The organism is Acidobacteriota bacterium (assembly GCA_016716435.1).
Classification (GTDB): Bacteria; Acidobacteriota; Blastocatellia; order Pyrinomonadales; family Pyrinomonadaceae; genus OLB17.
In genome coordinates this window covers 1318401-1335954 of record JADJWI010000008.1, presented here as the reverse complement: position 1 = coordinate 1335954, position 17554 = coordinate 1318401, and the positions used below count along the sequence as shown (strand labels likewise).

The window sequence follows — 17554 nt, the reverse complement described above, 5'->3', positions numbered from 1 at the left end:
CCGCCTTCTCAGTCAGAACAATACGGTTTATCTTGCGACCCGCGCTAACAATCCGGAAGCGACCGATTTGAATCATCTCGCACAGGCACAAGCCTAGTCTTCACCGTACGGGAATTGCCCATCAATTCCAGCCTCGGTTCTCTCATCAATCCAGCCCCACGAAATCGACGTTGTTCAGATTTCCGATTATCGTCAGGATGAGAGAGACTAAACGGTAGCGTCTTGAGGAAACGCAGTTCGTGTAGGACTGCCCCATCACTACGTTCCCAAAATTGTAAAAGACGAATGAACTTGTCGCGGCCGTTCGTCTGACACCCTGCGGATCGGTCAGCGTCAGCGTAGCGCTTCGGAGACCGAGACCGGTGGGTATCGTCACTCGACCGCACACGATAGCGGTCACGGCAACGCAGGCGGTCGAGAGCGTTGCGTCGTCGATCAGAAAATCGTCACTGCCCCTAGAGTTGTATCTAAATCCATTAAAAAAAGAACTTACAGGGAGTTGACCTTTTCAGGAATAACTCCGGATTTCTCCCTGTTCAAAGTGCATGAAGAGTCAGAAATGTAGAATGTTTTGGCGGTCATCTCCACGTGCATTTTATGCGAAATGGAGATGGTTCTTTGCGGACGCTTCGCGGCGCGAATGCTTGAGGATCGCCCATGAAGTCCAAGAGATCGGATCAGGACCCAAAACCCGTCCCAAACGCGAAGCTCTACCAAAAGCCGCCCGTCGCCGCGAGGTATGGCCGATCAGATTGGTGGAGCTCAAACGGTTTAATAACGAGCCAGACGAGCTAATGCATATGGTTGTGACATTTCATGCAATAAAATGTTACAAAACACCAACTTGCAAAATTACTGCTTATTTTCCGTCAGAATGTGTTATCTTCACTATCCTGCAAGGTCCATTTTTGCGACGTTCTAGTAAGAACCATTTTCCGTAAGTTGGTTGCAAGATGGTTGCACTTTTCCCGGCGCACATCTACACACAACCTATGAGTGACAAGCATATAGCTGATTTTGATTGCTTTTGAGAGATCTTGAGAGCTTATGATAACCCCTCAGGTTGGTTGGGGTGCGAGAGGTCGTGAGTTCAAATCTCGCCGTCCCGACCAATAGATCAAGGCCGGCTTGTTTTTATGACGAGCCGGCCTTTTCTTATTTGGTTTGTTCTTCGGTTTCGGGTTCCGGCGGGGCAACTGACGAAAGAGCGGGATCATCAACTGCCAGGTCCTTTTCAGGATAGAGCCTTTCTACAAACCTCAGCGTTACAAAATGAGCTGCAAAGGTCAGTCCGCCAAAACCGGCGATGAGCAGCACGGTGATGATCGGTGCGGTGAACGAGCTTCGTGCAGGAAGGCCGCGAACCGTCTCAAATGAACTCGCGGAAAAGATGAGAATGAAGTAGGTAAAGATGGCGAAGGTGGTAAAGAATCCGAATGTGATCCAAAGATTCCACGCCTTTTTCGTCTTGACCAGGCAAATTGTACCGAGCGTCAAAAGAGCGAGCGAGAGGAACCACAAAGCGTTCCTAAGCAAGAAGTGCCAATATTCGAACCCGGCAAGAGCATCTGCCGGTTTGCCGATGCTGCCGAGCCAGGACCAGGCATAATATGCCAGGAACGCTGTAAGGCCGGTCGCGGCCGCAAGGGATCCAAAATAGATCTTATTCCACATCCTTTTTCTACGATCGACTAGTTCAGACGGACGGTCAAGTAGGTGACGGTCCCTCGCCTTGAGATGAGCAAGAGAACCGGACGGTCACCGGACTGCTGCAACGCGGCCTCGACCTCCTCGGCCGACTTCACGTTACGTCGGTTCACCTCGAGTATAATATCACCCTTTGCGATGCCGGCCTCGGCGGCCGATCCACTCGGATCGATCTCGATGATGACAAGCCCCTCGGTCTCCGTGCCTGAGCCAAACTGCTTTGCGAGAGCGGGCGTTACCGGCTGAAGCGTGACGCCGAGCTTGCCGCTGCCGCGTTCCGGTTGAGCTTCCTGTCCCGGCCCGGCCGGCGGAGCGTTGGTCGCTGCGGTTTCCGGATCAAACTCGTCAAGCACCGCAGTCAGTTCCGTTGTATTGCCGTCGCGAAGGACGCTCAGCTTGACCTCCGAGCCCGGAAGCGTGCCCGCGATCTTGTTTCGGAGCACGTTGCCGTCGTCGATCTTCTCGCCATTCACCGCTGTGATGATGTCGCCACGTTTGACGCCCGCCTTTTCAGCCGAGCTTCCGGGCCGGACATTGCTGACAAGTACGCCTGAGCCGTCCGGCAGATCAAGAGCTCTCGCTGTGTCGCCTGTGACTGTTTGAATGTTAACGCCGAGCAGGCCGCGGCGGACCTTGCCGCTCGCGAGCAGTTGCTCCATCACGTTCTTGGCCATGTTCGACGGGATCGAGAATGCGATTCCGATATTGCCGCCACCGCTGTCGCGTGAAGATAGTATCTGCGAATTGATGCCGATCAGCTGGCCTTCGAGGTTAATGAGTGCACCGCCCGAGTTGCCGCGGTTGATCGGTGCATCGGTCTGGATAAAATCCTCAAAAGAGTCGCTCCCGCCGTAGGCAAGCCCCGTTCTGCGGCCTTTGGCAGAGATAATGCCGGCCGTTACCGATTGGCCGATACCGAGCGGATTGCCAATGGCGAGGGCGATATCGCCAACACGGACCGCATCCGAATTTCCGAGCGAAAGAAAGGGAAGGTTCTGTGCTTCGATCTTCAAGACGGCGAGGTCGCTCGGTTTGTCTATGCCGACAAGCTTCGCCTCATACCGTCGATTATCCGAAGTAATTGCCGTGATCCGCGTCGCTTCGTCAACGACGTGGGCATTGGTCAGGACGGTTCCGTCCGCCGATACGATGACGCCCGAGCCGACACCTCTCTCCACTCGCGGTCCCTGATTTCTGCGCGGGCCGGGTTGTTGGCGGAAAAATTCGTCGAACGGCGAACCCTCTTGAGTTTGCCGGGCCTGCGGCTGCGAACGGACCTCAGATTCTATCGTAAGTACGGCAGGCGTAGTTTTCTCAACAATGTCCGCGTAGGAAGTTCGAATGCCGTCGATAACAACCGGGGCGGGCGGCGCAGCCGGTTCAGATGGCGCCGGAACTTCCGCTGGTGAAAGCAGGCCCGTATTGCAGCCTGCAATAAACAGCGAGAAAACAAATATAAAGGCGAATAAAGCTTGTGACCTTTTCATTTCAAATACTCCGCAATTCACTAAACTCGATCAAGATGATCCGTCAAAATTTCGATGCGAAAGTTCTACTGTAACAAATCAATACGACCTTGTGGCACTAATGGTTCGGAAAATTCCGTCCAATCGGGATGCGTTACGCGCCGGCAACACGCGAAAGCGAGTCCCGAAAAACATACGCGAGCGACTTGTAGATCAACTTCGAACACAGGAACGCGGGGGCGTCGAAAAGGTCGTTGAACGAATACTCGACCAGGTCCATCCCGACGATGTTCTTTTTCTCTGCCGTGCGTTTGATCAGCTCGAGCGTTTCGTACCAGCCGAGCCCGCCCGGTTCGGGTGTTCCGGTCGTCGGCATTATTGAGGGGTCGAGCCCGTCGATGTCGATGGTCAGGTACACATTATCCGAAAGGCCGGCGACCGCTTCGTCTATCCAGTCGGTCTTGCCTGCGACGTCGCGAGCCCAGAATATCTTTGTCGGCAGCCCGTCGGCGATCGCGATCGCCTCTTCCGCCGAAAGCGAACGAATACCGACCTGCACCGAGGGGATCCGCATATCTCTGACGACCCGAGCCATTATCGAGGCATGCGAATGCGGCGTGCCGTCGTAGGTGTCGCGGAGATCGGCGTGGGCATCGATCTGAAGAACGCTGAAGTCATGGTATTTCTCGGCGTGGGCCTTAATGACGGGGCCGGAGACGGAATGCTCGCCGCCGATCATGCAGAGGAACTTGTCGGCACTGACCAACCGTTTCGCCTCGTCGTAAAGTGCCGCCATCATCTCATCGGGCGTCGGCCGGGGCTTGAACTCATCAAGCGTATGGATACCGACGCGAAATGGCTCGGTATCGGTCTCTTCCTCGTAGAGCTCCATGTTGCGCGAGGCATCGACGATCGACATCGCCCCGCGCCCGGTTCCGGTGCCGAATGACACGGTGCCCTCGTACGAGACCGGCCAGATCAGTATCCTTGATTGATCGAACGATGATAGTTCGACCTCATCAATGCCGCCGAAATTCATCGGCAAGTTTTCAGATTCACTCATACGGATATTTTAGACTCCTGTCCGCAATTTTCAAAAAAACTCGGCCGGCGAACCTTGCCTAAGATGCGTTCTCGGGAAAATATTGCAAAAAGCCAGCAAAATGTACTATTATTAGAGGTGATTCACAGTCTGGCCTGCTTGACTGACCCGAACTCTTCAACAATTCGCACGCAACACTCGCCGAGACCACTCAAAAAAATCAGCCTGGTAAGATTCCGTTGACTTCGCGAGTTGCCCGTTTATGACCGGATCCTTCGCTAAACGTTCCCGGTTGTTTCCCCCGATCACCTAGATCTCTTCAACACCACAGGAGGAAATAAATGAAAAAATTCACACTCTTCGCGCTCTTCGTATTCACCATCGCCTTGCTATCGACAAACGCTCTGGCACAACAGAAATTCTCCAAGTTCGTGACCGAGCCGGAACGCTGGGACGCCATCGAGCTCACCGCACCGGCAGAATGCGTTGGGAACCCTGAAGAATGTGCCGTGAAAATGCTCACTGAGCTTAGCATTGAGGTCGGCGACGAACCCGATTTCAGCGTTTACCGCCTCGGCGAAGTCGCGGAGAAGAACGTCACGGTCGTTTTTGTTTCCCGCCTGCTCGAGGATGATGAATCGGTGCTAGGCAAGTTGTATCGACTCGAGCTAAGCACGAACGGTGCGGGGGATGAGTCGTTCACACTCAACAGCGTCGGTCAGCTTTTTCAGTGTATGGAAGGCCCGGTCGGCTGGCGCAAGACGGCCTGTCCATAGATCAGCAATATCGAGAAACGAAAAAATGCCCGTTTGCAAATTGCCGGGCATTTTTCATTTTCGGTCGTCGCACGAGGTTATCGGCGATTCAGCTTTTCGTCGTAAAGTTCGCGATAGACCCGATAGTTGTTCATCACCTTGAACACGTAATTCTTGGTTTCTGCAAACCCGACCTCGGCGGCAAATAGTCCCGGATCCTTCGGCTTCGTCCGGTTGAGCCAACGTGCCGCGTTGTCTTCGCCGGCGTTGTAGCTTGCCGCAACGGCCTCGTAAAGCCCGCCGAATTCATCCTTGATCTTACGGATATAGATCGACCCAATGGCAACGTTAGTCTCCGGATCGTAAAGATCGTCCGGCTGCAGTCGCGGATATCCGGCCTCGTCCTTATATTTGATTGCCGTATCGAAGACTAGTTGAATCAAGCCGCGAGCACCCGCCGGCGATTTTGCAGTTGGGCGGAATGAGCTTTCCTGCTTCATTATTGCAAGGACAAATCGGGGGTCGATCCGCTGCTTTGTAGCGTGCTTCAAGACCTGCGCACGGAAAGGCGAAGGATATTGAGAATACATCCCCGACGAAACGGCTGCCGTCTTTCTAACCGGCGACGCAACGTTTCGCTCGGCCGCGAGCCCGCCAAAATAGGAGGTGCTCGTTTGCGGGAGCGACGAGAAAATGGCCGAAGCTTCGGCTTCCTTCCCGGCCTTTTCGAGGGCATAGGCTTTCAGAAAACGAGCTTCGTCAGCGGACGTCATCGAACCCGCGAAGGTTCGAACCGCGAGCATTCGATCCGCCGCCGCCGCGGCTTCATTCCATCGCCCGCGATAAAGTTCCATTCGGACCAAACCCTGTAAAGCATTGACCTCAGTGGTCTTACCGGGAAACTCGCGAACCGCCTTTTCGACCCATTCGGCGGCTTTTGCGTATTCGCCAGCCTCGCGGTAGGCGTCAATGATGTTGAGATAAGCCGACTCGATCCGCTCGCCCGTCGGGAACATCACCGTGTATTGTTCATAGGTCCGGGCGGCCTCAAGATTCTTGCCGGCACGAACGTAGCTTGCCCCTTTGAAGGAGAGGCCATCGCGGCCCTCTTTGCTCATCGAATGATCTTTTAAGAGCCGATCGAACCACTCGACCGCCTTCAGGTACTCGCGTTCCCACATAAACGAGCGGGCCGTGCCGAAGAGAGCCTTCGGCGTTCCGGCATGTTCCGGATAAGTCGCAAGCACGATCGCCCAATGCTCTCGAGCTTGGGGAAACAAGCGGTTAGCCATGTAGGTTTCCGCCCGCGAGAGGTGCTCCTCGGCGGCCATCACAGGCAACTTTCCACCGGATTCGATCTTTGCAGCGTTGTCGGCGTCGATTGCCCGCCTCAGAGCGGCGTCGGACGACTGGCCGAGCGAAGCGATCGAAAGTAATAGGGCGAAAACAAGTGAAGATAGTACAAACCTCATAATATTCTTACGGAATTTAAAGCGGGCAGGGGCCAAAGCCCTAGGTTAACCGATGTTTGGACGTAATGGCAATGTTTGGGGTTGCCGAGCATGGTTGCTGCTTATGTTCAGCGGCATTCGGCGTGCTAAAATCTGGCTTTGCTTTTGAGCAAGAGGAGAGATTATGAGACTGGCGATCAATGGCGCGACCACGATGACCGCAGACCTCGAGACGGACATCCGCTCGGCGGCGGCGGCGGGGTTTGAGATGGTGGAACTGCGTTCGAATAAGCTTTACGACTATCTTGACGTGCACTCGGTTGAAGACCTGATCGGGCTGCTAAAGGAGACTGGCGTTGAGGTTCTTTCGATCAACACGCTTGAGCATATTACTTGGCGTTCGGACGAGGACTACGCCGCGATCAAAGCCGAGTGCGAAAAGCTCTCGGCCATTTCAGCGGCGATCGGTTGCCCGTATGTTCTCTCCGTGCCCGGTGCATTGCGGCAGGGGCCGAAGACCGACGAAGAGACGATCGCGGAATCGGTCCGCGTCTTGAATGAACTGGCAGATATTGCCGAACCGCACGGCATCAAGCTCGGTTTTGAGTTTCTGGGCGAGGCAGGGAATTCGGTGACGACGCTCGATCTCGGCAGCAAGATCGTCGATCTGGTCGGGCGCGAAAGCGTCGGAAATGTCATAGACACGTATCATTTCTATGCCGGGAGCTCGTCTTGGGAAGCGCTCGAGAGCCTCGACCCGAAAAAGCTCTTCATTTTTCACATCAACGGTGCCGAAGATCTGCCGAAGGACGAATTGAACGACTCAAAGCGGCTATATCCCGGCGAAGGTGTTTTGCCCATCGCAAAGATGAAAGAAACACTAGACAAGATCGGCTACGAAGGCCCGGCGAGCGTTGAGATCTTTCGCCCCGAATATTGGGAGCGCGATCCGTTCGTCGTCGCAAAAGAGGCGAAAGAAGCCGCCGAAAAGGCACTTGGGCTGGGCAAATACGCCGCCGGAGGAATTTGGTAGGAAGGTTTACAACGGATTTTCGCGGATCTTCACGGATCGTTTTGTCGGAGAATCGATCAGAATCTGTGGGAATCAGTGCTGATCCGTTGTCGGAAATATAATGAGTAAAGTTCGAATTGGAATCGTTGGAACCGGGTATATCGGCAATGTTCACGGGCGGATTTATACGCGCGATGAGCGTGTTGAGGTTTCGGCGTTGTACGATATCGTCCCGGAGCGGGCGGAGCGTACCGCCAAGAGCATCGGCGGCAAGGTCTGCTCGTCGCGTGATGAGCTGATGGAGAACTGCGACGCTGTTCTTGTATGCTCACCGAACAAGACGCACAAAGAGATCGCCTTGCACGCTATCGCGGAAGGGAAGCATGTCTTTTGCGAAAAGCCTTTCGCTATCGGCATTGAAGACGCGAGCGAACTCCGCGACGCGGCTCTCAACGGCAAGGGCGTCTTTCAGGTCGGGCACAATCGCCGCTTTGCACCGGTCTATGCGACGCTGAAGGAGCTGCTCGGTAACGACACGGCCCACTCTGCCCACATAAAGATGAACCGCGGTGAGCTGAAGAATCCGGTCTGGACCGGCGATGTGAATGTGACCGGCGGCTTTCTTTATGAGACGACCATCCACCTCTTCGATATGATGCGGTTCCAGTTCGGCGAGATCGAAGAGCTTGTAGCCTACGGGTCGCAGCACGAATATCCGGAGCTTGATGAATTTTCGATCATCTTCAAGTTTAAGAACGGCTTTCACTGCACGTTCGCATCTTCGTCGGACGCGAGCTGGCATTTTCCGTTCGAGCGGATCGAGGTCTTCTGTCACCACCGAACGATAATGACCGAAGAAATGGAGCGGCTTCTCGATTCACGCGGAATGGACGCCAACTTTGAAACGCTTTCTTTTCATATGACCGAGAAAGAGGAGCGTTGGGGATACGTTCAGGAAGATCGGGCTTTTATCGATTCGATACTGTCCGGCAGCGAGCCGCCCGTGACCGCCGATGACGGATTTCGGTCGGTCGAGTTGGTCGAATCGGTGTATACTGCCATCCGTAGCGGTGAACGCATTCGCTTTTGAACGTGGCGGGAACCTCGGTTCATAGTTGCTCGTAGCTAAGGTTGTGATCCAGTGTCAAAATTGCGGCAAAACAAATGCCGATGAAAGCCAGTTCTGCCGATTTTGCGGAGCGAGGATGGCTCTGCGGCAAGAGGTTGATTTCGACCAGGCTCCGCCGCGGCCGTATGCCTGGAAGACGGACGAGTACCAGACCCAAGCCGAAGGACGGACCGTCAGTCTTGACTACAAACAGCGAACCTCGCCACTTCTTGAGACCCATTTAGCTCCTCACGCCGGAGCCCTCGCCTACACCGGGCCGAAAGACCTTTCGGGCAACTACCGATGCCCATTCTGCGGCACACACTTTCTGCCCGTGAACGAACGGCGCATTTCGACCGCGGGCTGGATCGTCTTCGGAACCCTACTCTTGTTCACGGTAGTGTTTTTCTGGATCGGACTTCTTTTGAAAGAGGATGTTCCGGTTTGCCCGATCTGCAAACGCGCGGTCAAATAATTAACGGTAAACGTAGCCCTTTGGATGAACGATGCGGACGTCCGGATTCGTACTTATTACATCAAGACGATAAAAGCCCTTTTTTGTATTTGTAGAGAGATAGGTGAGCAGAAACTGCCTGTCGAGCAGAAGCTTGAGCTCACGGAAGAACGGGTCGTAGTTGATCGGAGCGATCTGGCCCTGAAAGAATGCACGGCCGCCGGTTTCCTTCGCGAGCCGATCAAGCGAACCCTGGCCAAATAAGGCAAGCTGCGTGTTTCGATTGTCCGTCAAAACTGTCGGAGAATAGATCGAGAAGACCGAAACACTTTTTCGCTGTGCGTTAAAGATCGCTCGGTCGAGGTCAACGCTCTGGCTCGGCGTAGCGCCGAAAAAGCCTTGCGAAGCATCAACACCGTCCGAAACCATAAGGATCGCCCGGCGTCCGGCCGGCAGCGAATCAAAGCGTTTGAGTGCGTCGAGGACGCCGTCATAGGGGCTGCGGGGCGAAACGGCCGTACTCGACGCGACTATCCTGAGAGCCCCTGCCGCTTTCTCGAGGTCTGTCGTAAATCTCTGCCGGATCTGGATCGTTCCGGAACGAAGATATCCGACCATCACACGCGAGCCTTTCGGAAGCCCGCGTATGAAGCTGGCAACATCTTTTAATTGCAGATTGAACTCGGTCGCAAGGTCGTCTTGAATCAGCACGGCAAGGGCCAACGGAGCCTCGTCGATGCTGCGGATCGAAAGGATGGTCTGGTCCATACCGTTCTCGCGAACGAGCAACTGATCGACCTCGACCAGTTCCTGTTGCTGCCCGGTGCGGAGTTCCTGCTGAGTGTAGATCGAGATCGGGATCGAAACGGTTCTCGCCTGACTGTTTTGCGGGTCCTGTGCCTGTGCGGTGAGAAAGCCCGAGGCGATCAGAACGAAGGTGAACAGCACCGCCACCCGCGGCCGCACATCATTAAACGCAAAACCATTTCGTTCCTTGCTCATCTTTACAGGCCTTAGTTTGAATTAGAACGGCAGTGTTTGTAAAGTTAATCGGGAATGAGCGAACTTCCGGTAAAATACGATATCGAGCCGCGCGAGCTTGCACGCGGGCGAAACTTGCGGCTTGCGGCCATTGCCTCGCCGGTCGTTTTGACGCTGCTTCCCGTCATCGTCTCTGCAATTCTTTTTGTTTTGTTCGCCTCTTCGCCTCCGGTCGCGGCTACGATCTTGTTTTTTGGATTCCTGATAACTGCGATCGGTTTTCTCAAAGGAGCGATACTTTCGGGTATTTTTGGATATAAATATTCGCGGTGGCGAGCGGAGATCAGGGAAATGATCGCCGTTGACGGCATAAAGGCGAACGAGGTCGAGTGGTTCCGCCACGAGCTCAAACCCCAAGAGAAGCGTGCCCTCAAGGAAATGGAGCGGAATGAACCGTTGCTTGCCGATGCCTATCGCGAAACGCTTGCCTCGCGATTGACCGCGACGCGTGTAATAAGGGCCACGCGCAAGAAACTTAGTGAAACAAAACGCCGCGAATCAAAACTCCGCCAGCTAAAGACCGAGCGACAGTCAGAGTTTCTCGAATCGATAAGGAAAGACGCGGACAAGATCGGCAAGATCAACGCCGACGCCCAGGGAATGCTCGGCGAGGCCGAGGCCCGCTTGCAGATGATCGAGGCGGCGGTGCTTCGCGGTGGCAGCCTCGCCGGAACCGAGCTCGCGATGAAGCGGCTCTCGGCTCGTTCATCTGAATTGCCTCTCGCACTGCAGGAAGCACAGGCTACGGAAGAAATCAGGTTGGAGCTTGAGAGCGAGGCCGCAGCGGCCGAACAAACCCTCTTAGAAAAGTAAAGGCAGCGAGCGACCGCCTGAGCCGTTCCAAACGCATGAATTGAACCTGCTTTTAACAGGTGGGTGGCCTTCTGCATCTTTCGATGCATCGAAGCCTCATCCTCCGGCGGCTTCCCGCGTAGGGGGCCGCACTGAAATCGGCATCAGCCTCCCTCAATTCAAGTGTTGGCTCAATTATAGTTGCGCTTGGTGACGCACTAGGCAGTCATTGCTCGCCGCCTAGAAAAACTATAGCACTCAGGGAAGTGGAAATAAAGAAATACGAAGGTAAAAAAAGCGGCGAGTAAACTACATCGAACGGTCCGACTCGAGCTCCTGCGGAACGATGTCTTTGTGCTTCAAAATCCGGTCGAGCATTTCGGAACATTCGGCACTTCGCGAGGCAAGCTGAGCATCGGTCTGCTGGTTCTGATGTTGATGCTGATGGAGTTCGTCGGCGATGTGAAGAGCGGCGAGGATCGCCACCTTGAGCGAATCGACAGTGAGCGTTCCGGAAGAGATGTCCCGCATTTTCGAATCGACATAGTCAGCGAGTTTCTGGATATACTCGTTGTCGCCATCCGAGCGAATGCTGTACGTCTGATTGTATATCTCGACGCGGATCGCCTGCTCGGCCGAACCTCCGTCCTCACGCCCGACAGCCATCACTGAACCCTCCCGACCGCAGCGGCAACCTCGGTATCGAGTATCGTCATTGCCTCAAGCATGGCCTCGACCTTGAGCTGGATCGCATCGCGCTCGGTGAGCAGCGATTCGATCTTTTCCTCGAGCCGCATCCGCTCTCGGTCAAAGCCGAGCTTTTCTCTGCGAAGGTCAACGAGCTCTTTTTCGAGCTTGTCGTTCTCTTCACGAAGTTTTTTTGCAAACTCGATGGTGAGGTAAATCTTATCCTCGAGATGCGAGAATTTCTCCATTCCCGTTAGACCATTCATCCGATTGACTCCAGGTGAGAGGTTTTGGCTGATCGCGTGACGATGATTATCCAAATTTTTTCACCAAACTGCAAGTTGTATGTTTCAAGCCTACGTTCGAGGCTCCAGTGAAAGCTCATGCTTGAGCTTTGTAAGAACGGCCGAATACTCCGCATCGACCTCGGCGTCGGTAAGCGTTCGCTCATCGCTGCGAAATTCGAGCCGGATCGTCAGCGAGCGGACATCATCGGCAAGTCCCTTGCCTTCAAAAATATCGACGAACGAGACCGCCCGGAGGTTCGTTGCGTCGGCTCCGATGGCGGAGCTTTGAATCTCCGCAAAGGTCAGCGAACGCGGGACCAAAAACGAAATGTCGCGTACGACCGCAGGAAACCGCGATAAAGGCGTGTAAACAGCCGGCTCGCTCGGTTCCGCGAGTATCGTTTGTAGATCGAGCTCCGCAACATATACAGGCTGCTTAAACTTGTAATTGGCTGCGATTTCCTCATTTAGCCGGCCAAAGGTTCCAACAACGCGACCATCTTTCACGACCTCGCCCGATTGTCCGGCCCGCAAATGCGAGATCTCCGCTGGACGGTAGTCACAATCTGCGGCCCCGGCGGCCTCGAGAGCGGCCTCGACCGCACCTTTCGCATCGTAAAGATCGAGCTGTCGGGCGGGCATCGCCCGGTCCTCATGGACTTCGCCGCCGGTCACGGCGATCGTGAAAAGCTCACGCTCGGTCGGGAGTTCGCCCATTCCGGAAGCGGCAAATGCTTTGCCGATCTCGAAGAGCTTTACGTCGCGTCGCTGGTGGTTCAAATTGAGCCGCAGAGCACCGAGCAGGCCCGGGATAAGCGTCGGCCGCATTCGAACGGAGCCTTCGATGACGGAATCCTTCAGCGTAACGAATTTCTCCTCGCCGCCTTCGCGAAGGAACTCGGGGACCGCTGCGAAAAGATCATCGTGGCGGACGTCAATGAAGCTATAGGCGATGGCCTCGTCAAAGCCCTGCTCGACGAGTGCACCGCGGAGGCGGCGTTTCCGAACCTCGCTTGCCTGATACTCGCCAGCACCGAAGGCAGGCGGCAGCTCGTCCTTGATATTCTCATAGCCCGCGTGGCGGGCGACCTCTTCCACCAGATCTTCTTCGATGGCGATGTCGTGCCGCCAGGTCGGCGACGTATATTCGCCATCGCCGATGCGGGCAATGCCGAGAGCCGAGAGTATCCGTTCACATTCATCCGCCGCAACATCGAGCCCAGTGAGCCGTTTGACGGCCGACGCGACATCTGCCGAACGAACCGTCCGCTCGGGCTGACGTTCGGGATAGACGTCGACGATGTCCGCGGCCTCACCGCCGGCGAGCTGAACGATCAGCTCCGTCGCACGGTCCGAGGCACGGATGAGGTTTTCGATATCGACGCCGCGTTCGAAGCGATAGCTCGCCTCGGTCGCGAGGCCGAGTTTCCGCGAGGTTTGGCGGATATTCTCGCGTTTGAAATATGCGACCTCGAGAAGAACGTTTGTCGTCGTCTCGGTGATGCCGCTTTCGATGCCGCCCATCACACCGGCGACCGCAACCGGCCGTTCGGCGTCGCAGATGGCGAGCATCGTTTCATCGAGCGTTCGCTCAATTTCGTCCAGCGTCGTGATCGTTTCGCCGGCTCGAGCGGTGCGGACGACGATCCGCTTTTCGGCAAGCTTATCGAGGTCAAAGGCGTGCATCGGCTGGCCGAGCTCGAGCATTACGTAGTTAGTGATGTCGGCGACGTTGTTGATCGAACGCTCACCGAGAGCCTCAAGCCGATCGACCAGCCACTCAGGCGAAGGGCCGATCTTTACGCCGCGGATCACCCGGGCGGTGAAGCGATTGCAAAACTCGGGAGCATCAACCCGCACGACCTCAGGCGCAAGAACCGAAGGAAAGGGAACCGCGTCAAGCTCATCGCCCGCCGCCGCCGACCCGCTCGTAGCCTTGAGCGACCGTCCGGTTATCACACCGAGCTCGCGGGCGACACCGAGATGCGAAAGGCAGTCCGAGCGGTTCGACGTAAGATCAATGTCCAAAACAAGGTCGCCCTTATGCGGATGGATCCCCTCGACCGCCAACCCCACGCGCGTCAGAGCCGCCGCAGTTTCCTCGGCAGAAAGGTCGATATCGATGAGCTCTTTGAGCCAATTGTAACTGATGTTCATTTATATTTTAAAGTCTCGCAATGTTCCAGCACGCAGCGAACATTGCGGTTACGGTTTCGGTTTCGGATTGCCGGCGTTGTAGAGGTGTTTAACCGCGCTCGACACCCCAAATGCCAATAAATAGAGGATCAAGGCGTTAATTATCGCCGAAACAACCAGACCAATGATAATTACGAGTCTTCCCGTATGCATCCCTTGCCCACCGTGGATGATTATCCCCAATATGGTCACGCCGATCGACCACGGCAGCGTTAATGCAAAGGAGACGATGCTGAGCGGTTCCTCGAACGGGGGAACGGGCTGGTTATTATTGTAGTAACGGACTAGAAAAAACACCGCCGTCGCCGCAATAAACGGCAATGTAACAAGCAAATAAAGCCCCGCTGTTGCAAAACCCGCTTTTGATCGGAATAACTTGGACATTTCATGCCTCCTCGCCCCGCTCGCTTGGTTTCCAGGCCGGATTCTACCGGAATTGCTCAAGAAAACGCACGTCGTTCTCGAACATATGCCGGATGTCGTCGATGTTGAACATCATCGCGGCCATGCGTTCGAGGCCGAAGCCGAAGGCGAAGCCCGAGTAGACTGCCGGATCGACGCCGCACGAACGCAGCACATTCGGATGGACCATTCCCGACCCGCCAAGCTCGATCCAGCCCGAGCCCTTGCAGGGCCGACACCTGTCAGTGAGCTGTGAGCCGTGAGCGGTAAGCAGTTCGCCGCCATCTTCGCCTTTCTCACTGCTCACTGCTGACTGCTCGCTGCTCACCCTTCCACTTCCGTGGCACACGAAGCACGAGAAATCGAACTCGGCCGAGGGCTCGGTGAAAGGGAAGTACGACGGGCGGAAACGCGTGACGGTGTCCTCGCCGAAGAGCCGCTTGAGCCATTCGGTGACGGTGCCCTTCAGGTGCGCCATCGTGATGCCTTTATCGACGCAGAGGCCTTCGATCTGGTGAAACATCGGCACGTGTGTCATGTCCGGCGTATCGCGGCGAAAGACCTTGCCCGGTGCGATGATGCGGATCGGCACGCCGCGTCGTTCCATCGCCCGGATCTGGACGGTCGAGGTCTGCGAACGCAATGCAAAGCCGCCGGTCGTGTAGAACGTGTCCTGCGACTCGCGGGCAGGATGCCCCTCGGGGATGTTCAGCGCGTCGAAGTTATAATAGTCCGTCTCTATCTCGCGGTCGTCCTCGATCGCGTAGCCCATCGAGACAAAGATGTCCTCGATCTTTTGCCGTAGTATCGTGATCGGGTGCAGATGGCCGGTCCGCGGCCGGCGGCCGGGAATCGTCACATCAAGCCGCTCGCGTTCGATACGAGCCGACGTGATGAATACATTAAGCTCCGTCTCGGCCTTTTCAAGCCGATCGGTGATCTCCTTTTCGGCGGCCTGAACCGCCTGGCCAAAGTCGGACCGCTCCTCCGGGGCGACGCGCCCGATCATCTTTTTCGCCTCGGCGAGGGCAGATTTCTTGCCCGTGTGGCGGACCTTTAGCTCGCCGAGTTCGCGGAGCTTCGCCTCGGCGTCGGCAAGGCCGCCGCCATTTAGGTCAAGTGAATCGAACGGAGAAAAGGCCTCGGCAAATGCCGTCCTCGCCGCTTCGATATGTTGATTCGCATCAGACATAAACACTAAGGATAACCGAAGTCGCGCGAGAAAATACAGGACAGAAGGAAATATCCGAATCGGCCGCCGCGGTTCGCGGTGCGGACCTTCGACCGGCGTCCGTACCTCTGATATCATTGGCTTTTCGGCCCCGTAAAGTGAGATCATAAATGAAAGCTATTGTTAAAAGCAAGGCCGAGCCCGGTCTTTGGATAGAGGATGTGCCCGAGCCCGCAATGGGTATCAATGATGTGATGATCCGCGTGAAGCGTGGCGGCATCTGCGGCACGGACCTCCATATTTACAACTGGGACGCCTGGGCACAGGCGACCATCACGGTGCCGACGATAATTGGCCACGAATTTGTCGGCGAGATAGTTGATGTCGGCTCGAACGTCGTTGATTTTGCCGCCGGCGACGTTGTCAGCGTTGAGGGCCATCTGGTCTGCGGCCGCTGCCGCCATTGCATGGCCGGGCGGCGGGCTTTGTGCGCCAATACGCGCGGAGTCGGGGTTAATATGGACGGCGGCTTTGCCGAGTTTATCGCTGTTCCGCACACCAACATCTGGAAGCACAAGCCCGGCGTCGATCTGGACGTAGCGGCGATCTTTGACCCCTTCGGCAACGCCGTTCATACCGCGCTTGAGTTCGAAGTTTTTGGTGAAGACGTCCTCATCACCGGTGCCGGCCCGATCGGCATAATGGCCGCCGCGGTCGCAAAACACGCCGGCGCCCGCAACATCGTTATCACAGACGTAAACCCCTTCCGGCTTCAGCTTGCCGAGAATATGGGCCACGTTACGCGTGCCGTCGATGTCAGCAAGACATCGATCAAGGACGTCCAGAAAGAGCTTGGGATGAAAGAAGGCTTCGACGTTGGGATGGAGATGTCCGGCGTCCCCGTCGCCTTTAAGGACATGCTCGCCAACATGTTCCACGGCGGCAAGATCGCCTTCCTCGGCATCCCGGCCGAACAGTTCGCCATTGACTGGAAGACCGTTATCTTCAATATGATCACCATCAAAGGCATATACGGCCGCCAGATGTACGAGACCTGGTACCAAATGTCGAACCTCCTCGACGCCGGCGTCGATATCTCTCCCGTCATCACCCACCGCTACTCCTACAAAGACTTCGAAAAAGGCTTCGCCGCCATCAAAGAAGGAAACTGCGGCAAGGTCGTCCTTGATTTTGAGGAGATCTAAAGTCAGAACCGGGAGCGATAGCGACTGGGTTTTTTGGCGTATAATGCAACTGGAGTAACGTTATGACAACACAAACGTTTGGGGTTAATCTCATTTGGCTCTTTCCCCGTGATGGCATCGTCCGCAACGTCTATATATCCAACACCGGCAAAACCGCCGCCTGGACAAACGCGTCCCACATCAAAGAAACCCCGAAGAAATCGACAACAACAGCGTAGAAATGTTTACCTACTTTTTCACCGCTTCGCCGGGCGAGTTGATCGCGATGAGAAGTGAAGCAGACATACTCGACCGTTTTGAAGAAGGTAAGCCGGTGGTTGGGGGACTCTCTAGTCGCGAGCGCATAGACTTTCTATCAACGATATTCCTTAGTGAAGAGTTTGAGTCCATTCCGACAGGCCACAGACTTACTGATGGATCGGAGTTTTTTCAAGTCAATTCGGAGTTAAAAGAATGTATCGGGAAAGGGGAACATGAGTCGTTGCTAGATGCGTCGGCACCATGGGATGAAGGGGCATGGCAGGATACGGAAATAAACAGGATGGACCTGGCCGGATTTTTGCTGGAGTTTGGCGAACTATGCAAAAGTGCGACTAATGCCGGTGACGAAGTCTTTTTCGTGACGCTTGAGGCAGGCTGACATGGTCATAAAGAATATATATTCAAATTTCAAACAACATTTACAGAGCATGATCGACGGAATTCGTGAGGCGGGGCTTTATAAATCGGAGCGTGTAATAGACAGCCCGCAGGATGCCAAGGTGTGATACGATTTCTC

The 17554-nt window shown here is 55.3% G+C and carries 19 protein-coding genes and 1 other RNA gene; 8 read left to right on the top strand and 12 right to left on the bottom strand.

Translation table 11 applies throughout. The annotated features are described in order from the left end of the window. Positions 1 to 145 precede the first annotated feature (145 nt). The 4 genes from IPM21_18175 to speB form a co-directional block, all read right to left on the bottom strand. The gene (locus IPM21_18175) at positions 146 to 376 is read right to left on the bottom strand and encodes a hypothetical protein (protein MBK9165796.1); all 231 of its coding nucleotides are present in this window, start codon (positions 374 to 376) and stop codon (positions 146 to 148) included. Positions 377 to 1155: 779 nt separating this feature from the next. Then, positions 1156 to 1674 (bottom strand): hypothetical protein, encoded by a 519-nt coding sequence (locus IPM21_18170; protein MBK9165795.1) that lies wholly within the window; start codon positions 1672 to 1674, stop codon positions 1156 to 1158. Positions 1675 to 1691: 17 nt separating this feature from the next. Continuing rightward, a complete protein-coding gene (locus tag IPM21_18165; GenBank protein MBK9165794.1) occupies positions 1692 to 3194 on the bottom strand; it encodes a Do family serine endopeptidase in 1503 nt (500 codons plus the stop codon). A 133-nt stretch (positions 3195 to 3327) separates the two neighbouring features. After that, positions 3328 to 4236 carry an agmatinase gene (speB, locus tag IPM21_18160; protein ID MBK9165793.1) on the bottom strand — a complete coding sequence of 303 codons (909 nt, stop codon included), beginning with the start codon at positions 4234 to 4236 and terminating at the stop codon, positions 3328 to 3330. Positions 4237 to 4556: 320 nt separating this feature from the next. On the opposite strand from speB, the gene IPM21_18155 reads away from it, so the two are divergent. Then, positions 4557 to 4991, top strand: coding sequence for a hypothetical protein (locus IPM21_18155; GenBank protein ID MBK9165792.1), 435 nt, complete (start codon positions 4557 to 4559; stop codon positions 4989 to 4991). A gap of 77 nt (positions 4992 to 5068) precedes the next feature. Here IPM21_18155 and IPM21_18150 read toward each other — a convergent pair whose 3' ends face one another. Further along, entirely contained in the window at positions 5069 to 6442 is a 1374-nt protein-coding gene (locus IPM21_18150) for a transglycosylase SLT domain-containing protein (GenBank protein MBK9165791.1), read from the bottom strand. A 163-nt stretch (positions 6443 to 6605) separates the two neighbouring features. Here IPM21_18150 and IPM21_18145 point away from each other — a divergent pair, with 163 nt between their 5' ends. From IPM21_18145 to IPM21_18135, 3 genes are all read left to right on the top strand, one after another. Beyond that, positions 6606 to 7454, top strand: coding sequence for a sugar phosphate isomerase/epimerase (locus IPM21_18145; protein MBK9165790.1), 849 nt, complete (start codon positions 6606 to 6608; stop codon positions 7452 to 7454). A 100-nt stretch (positions 7455 to 7554) separates the two neighbouring features. Beyond that, positions 7555 to 8523 carry a Gfo/Idh/MocA family oxidoreductase gene (locus IPM21_18140; GenBank protein MBK9165789.1) on the top strand — a complete coding sequence of 323 codons (969 nt, stop codon included), beginning with the start codon at positions 7555 to 7557 and terminating at the stop codon, positions 8521 to 8523. 43 nt (positions 8524 to 8566) lie between these two features. Next, the gene (locus tag IPM21_18135; GenBank protein ID MBK9165788.1) at positions 8567 to 9016 is read left to right on the top strand and encodes a zinc-ribbon domain-containing protein; all 450 of its coding nucleotides are present in this window, start codon (positions 8567 to 8569) and stop codon (positions 9014 to 9016) included. On the opposite strand, the gene IPM21_18130 is transcribed toward IPM21_18135, so the two are convergent. After that, on the bottom strand, positions 9017 to 9997 hold the full coding sequence (locus IPM21_18130) for a hypothetical protein (GenBank protein MBK9165787.1): 981 nt from the start codon (positions 9995 to 9997) through the stop codon (positions 9017 to 9019). 54 nt (positions 9998 to 10051) lie between these two features. Between IPM21_18130 and IPM21_18125 the strand changes: the two genes are divergently transcribed. Further along, entirely contained in the window at positions 10052 to 10849 is a 798-nt protein-coding gene (locus IPM21_18125; GenBank protein MBK9165786.1) for a hypothetical protein, read from the top strand. A 6-nt stretch (positions 10850 to 10855) separates the two neighbouring features. Here the strand turns inward: IPM21_18125 and ssrS are convergent. From ssrS to pheS, 6 genes are all read right to left on the bottom strand, one after another. Continuing rightward, a non-coding RNA gene (gene ssrS / locus IPM21_18120) (6S RNA) lies at positions 10856 to 11060 on the bottom strand. Positions 11061 to 11137: 77 nt separating this feature from the next. Then, a complete protein-coding gene (locus tag IPM21_18115) occupies positions 11138 to 11494 on the bottom strand; it encodes a cell division protein ZapA (GenBank protein MBK9165785.1) in 357 nt (118 codons plus the stop codon). Next, positions 11494 to 11835 carry a hypothetical protein gene (locus IPM21_18110; GenBank protein ID MBK9165784.1) on the bottom strand — a complete coding sequence of 114 codons (342 nt, stop codon included), beginning with the start codon at positions 11833 to 11835 and terminating at the stop codon, positions 11494 to 11496. Before IPM21_18110 ends, IPM21_18115 begins: the two co-directional genes overlap by 1 nt. Positions 11836 to 11871: 36 nt before the next feature. After that, the gene (locus IPM21_18105) at positions 11872 to 13959 is read right to left on the bottom strand and encodes a phenylalanine--tRNA ligase subunit beta (GenBank protein ID MBK9165783.1); all 2088 of its coding nucleotides are present in this window, start codon (positions 13957 to 13959) and stop codon (positions 11872 to 11874) included. Positions 13960 to 14007: 48 nt separating this feature from the next. Beyond that, on the bottom strand, positions 14008 to 14382 hold the full coding sequence (locus tag IPM21_18100) for a hypothetical protein (protein MBK9165782.1): 375 nt from the start codon (positions 14380 to 14382) through the stop codon (positions 14008 to 14010). Between the two features lie 43 nt (positions 14383 to 14425). Next, the gene (pheS, locus tag IPM21_18095) at positions 14426 to 15592 is read right to left on the bottom strand and encodes a phenylalanine--tRNA ligase subunit alpha (protein MBK9165781.1); all 1167 of its coding nucleotides are present in this window, start codon (positions 15590 to 15592) and stop codon (positions 14426 to 14428) included. 149 nt (positions 15593 to 15741) lie between these two features. Between pheS and tdh the strand changes: the two genes are divergently transcribed. From tdh to IPM21_18080, 3 genes are all read left to right on the top strand, one after another. Next, positions 15742 to 16776 (top strand): L-threonine 3-dehydrogenase, encoded by a 1035-nt coding sequence (gene tdh, locus IPM21_18090; protein MBK9165780.1) that lies wholly within the window; start codon positions 15742 to 15744, stop codon positions 16774 to 16776. Positions 16777 to 16838: 62 nt separating this feature from the next. Beyond that, complete coding sequence (locus IPM21_18085; GenBank protein ID MBK9165779.1) at positions 16839 to 16994, top strand: hypothetical protein; 156 nt, start codon at positions 16839 to 16841, stop codon at positions 16992 to 16994. 2 nt (positions 16995 to 16996) lie between these two features. After that, on the top strand, positions 16997 to 17416 hold the full coding sequence (locus tag IPM21_18080) for a hypothetical protein (GenBank protein ID MBK9165778.1): 420 nt from the start codon (positions 16997 to 16999) through the stop codon (positions 17414 to 17416). Positions 17417 to 17554: the final 138 nt, after the last annotated feature.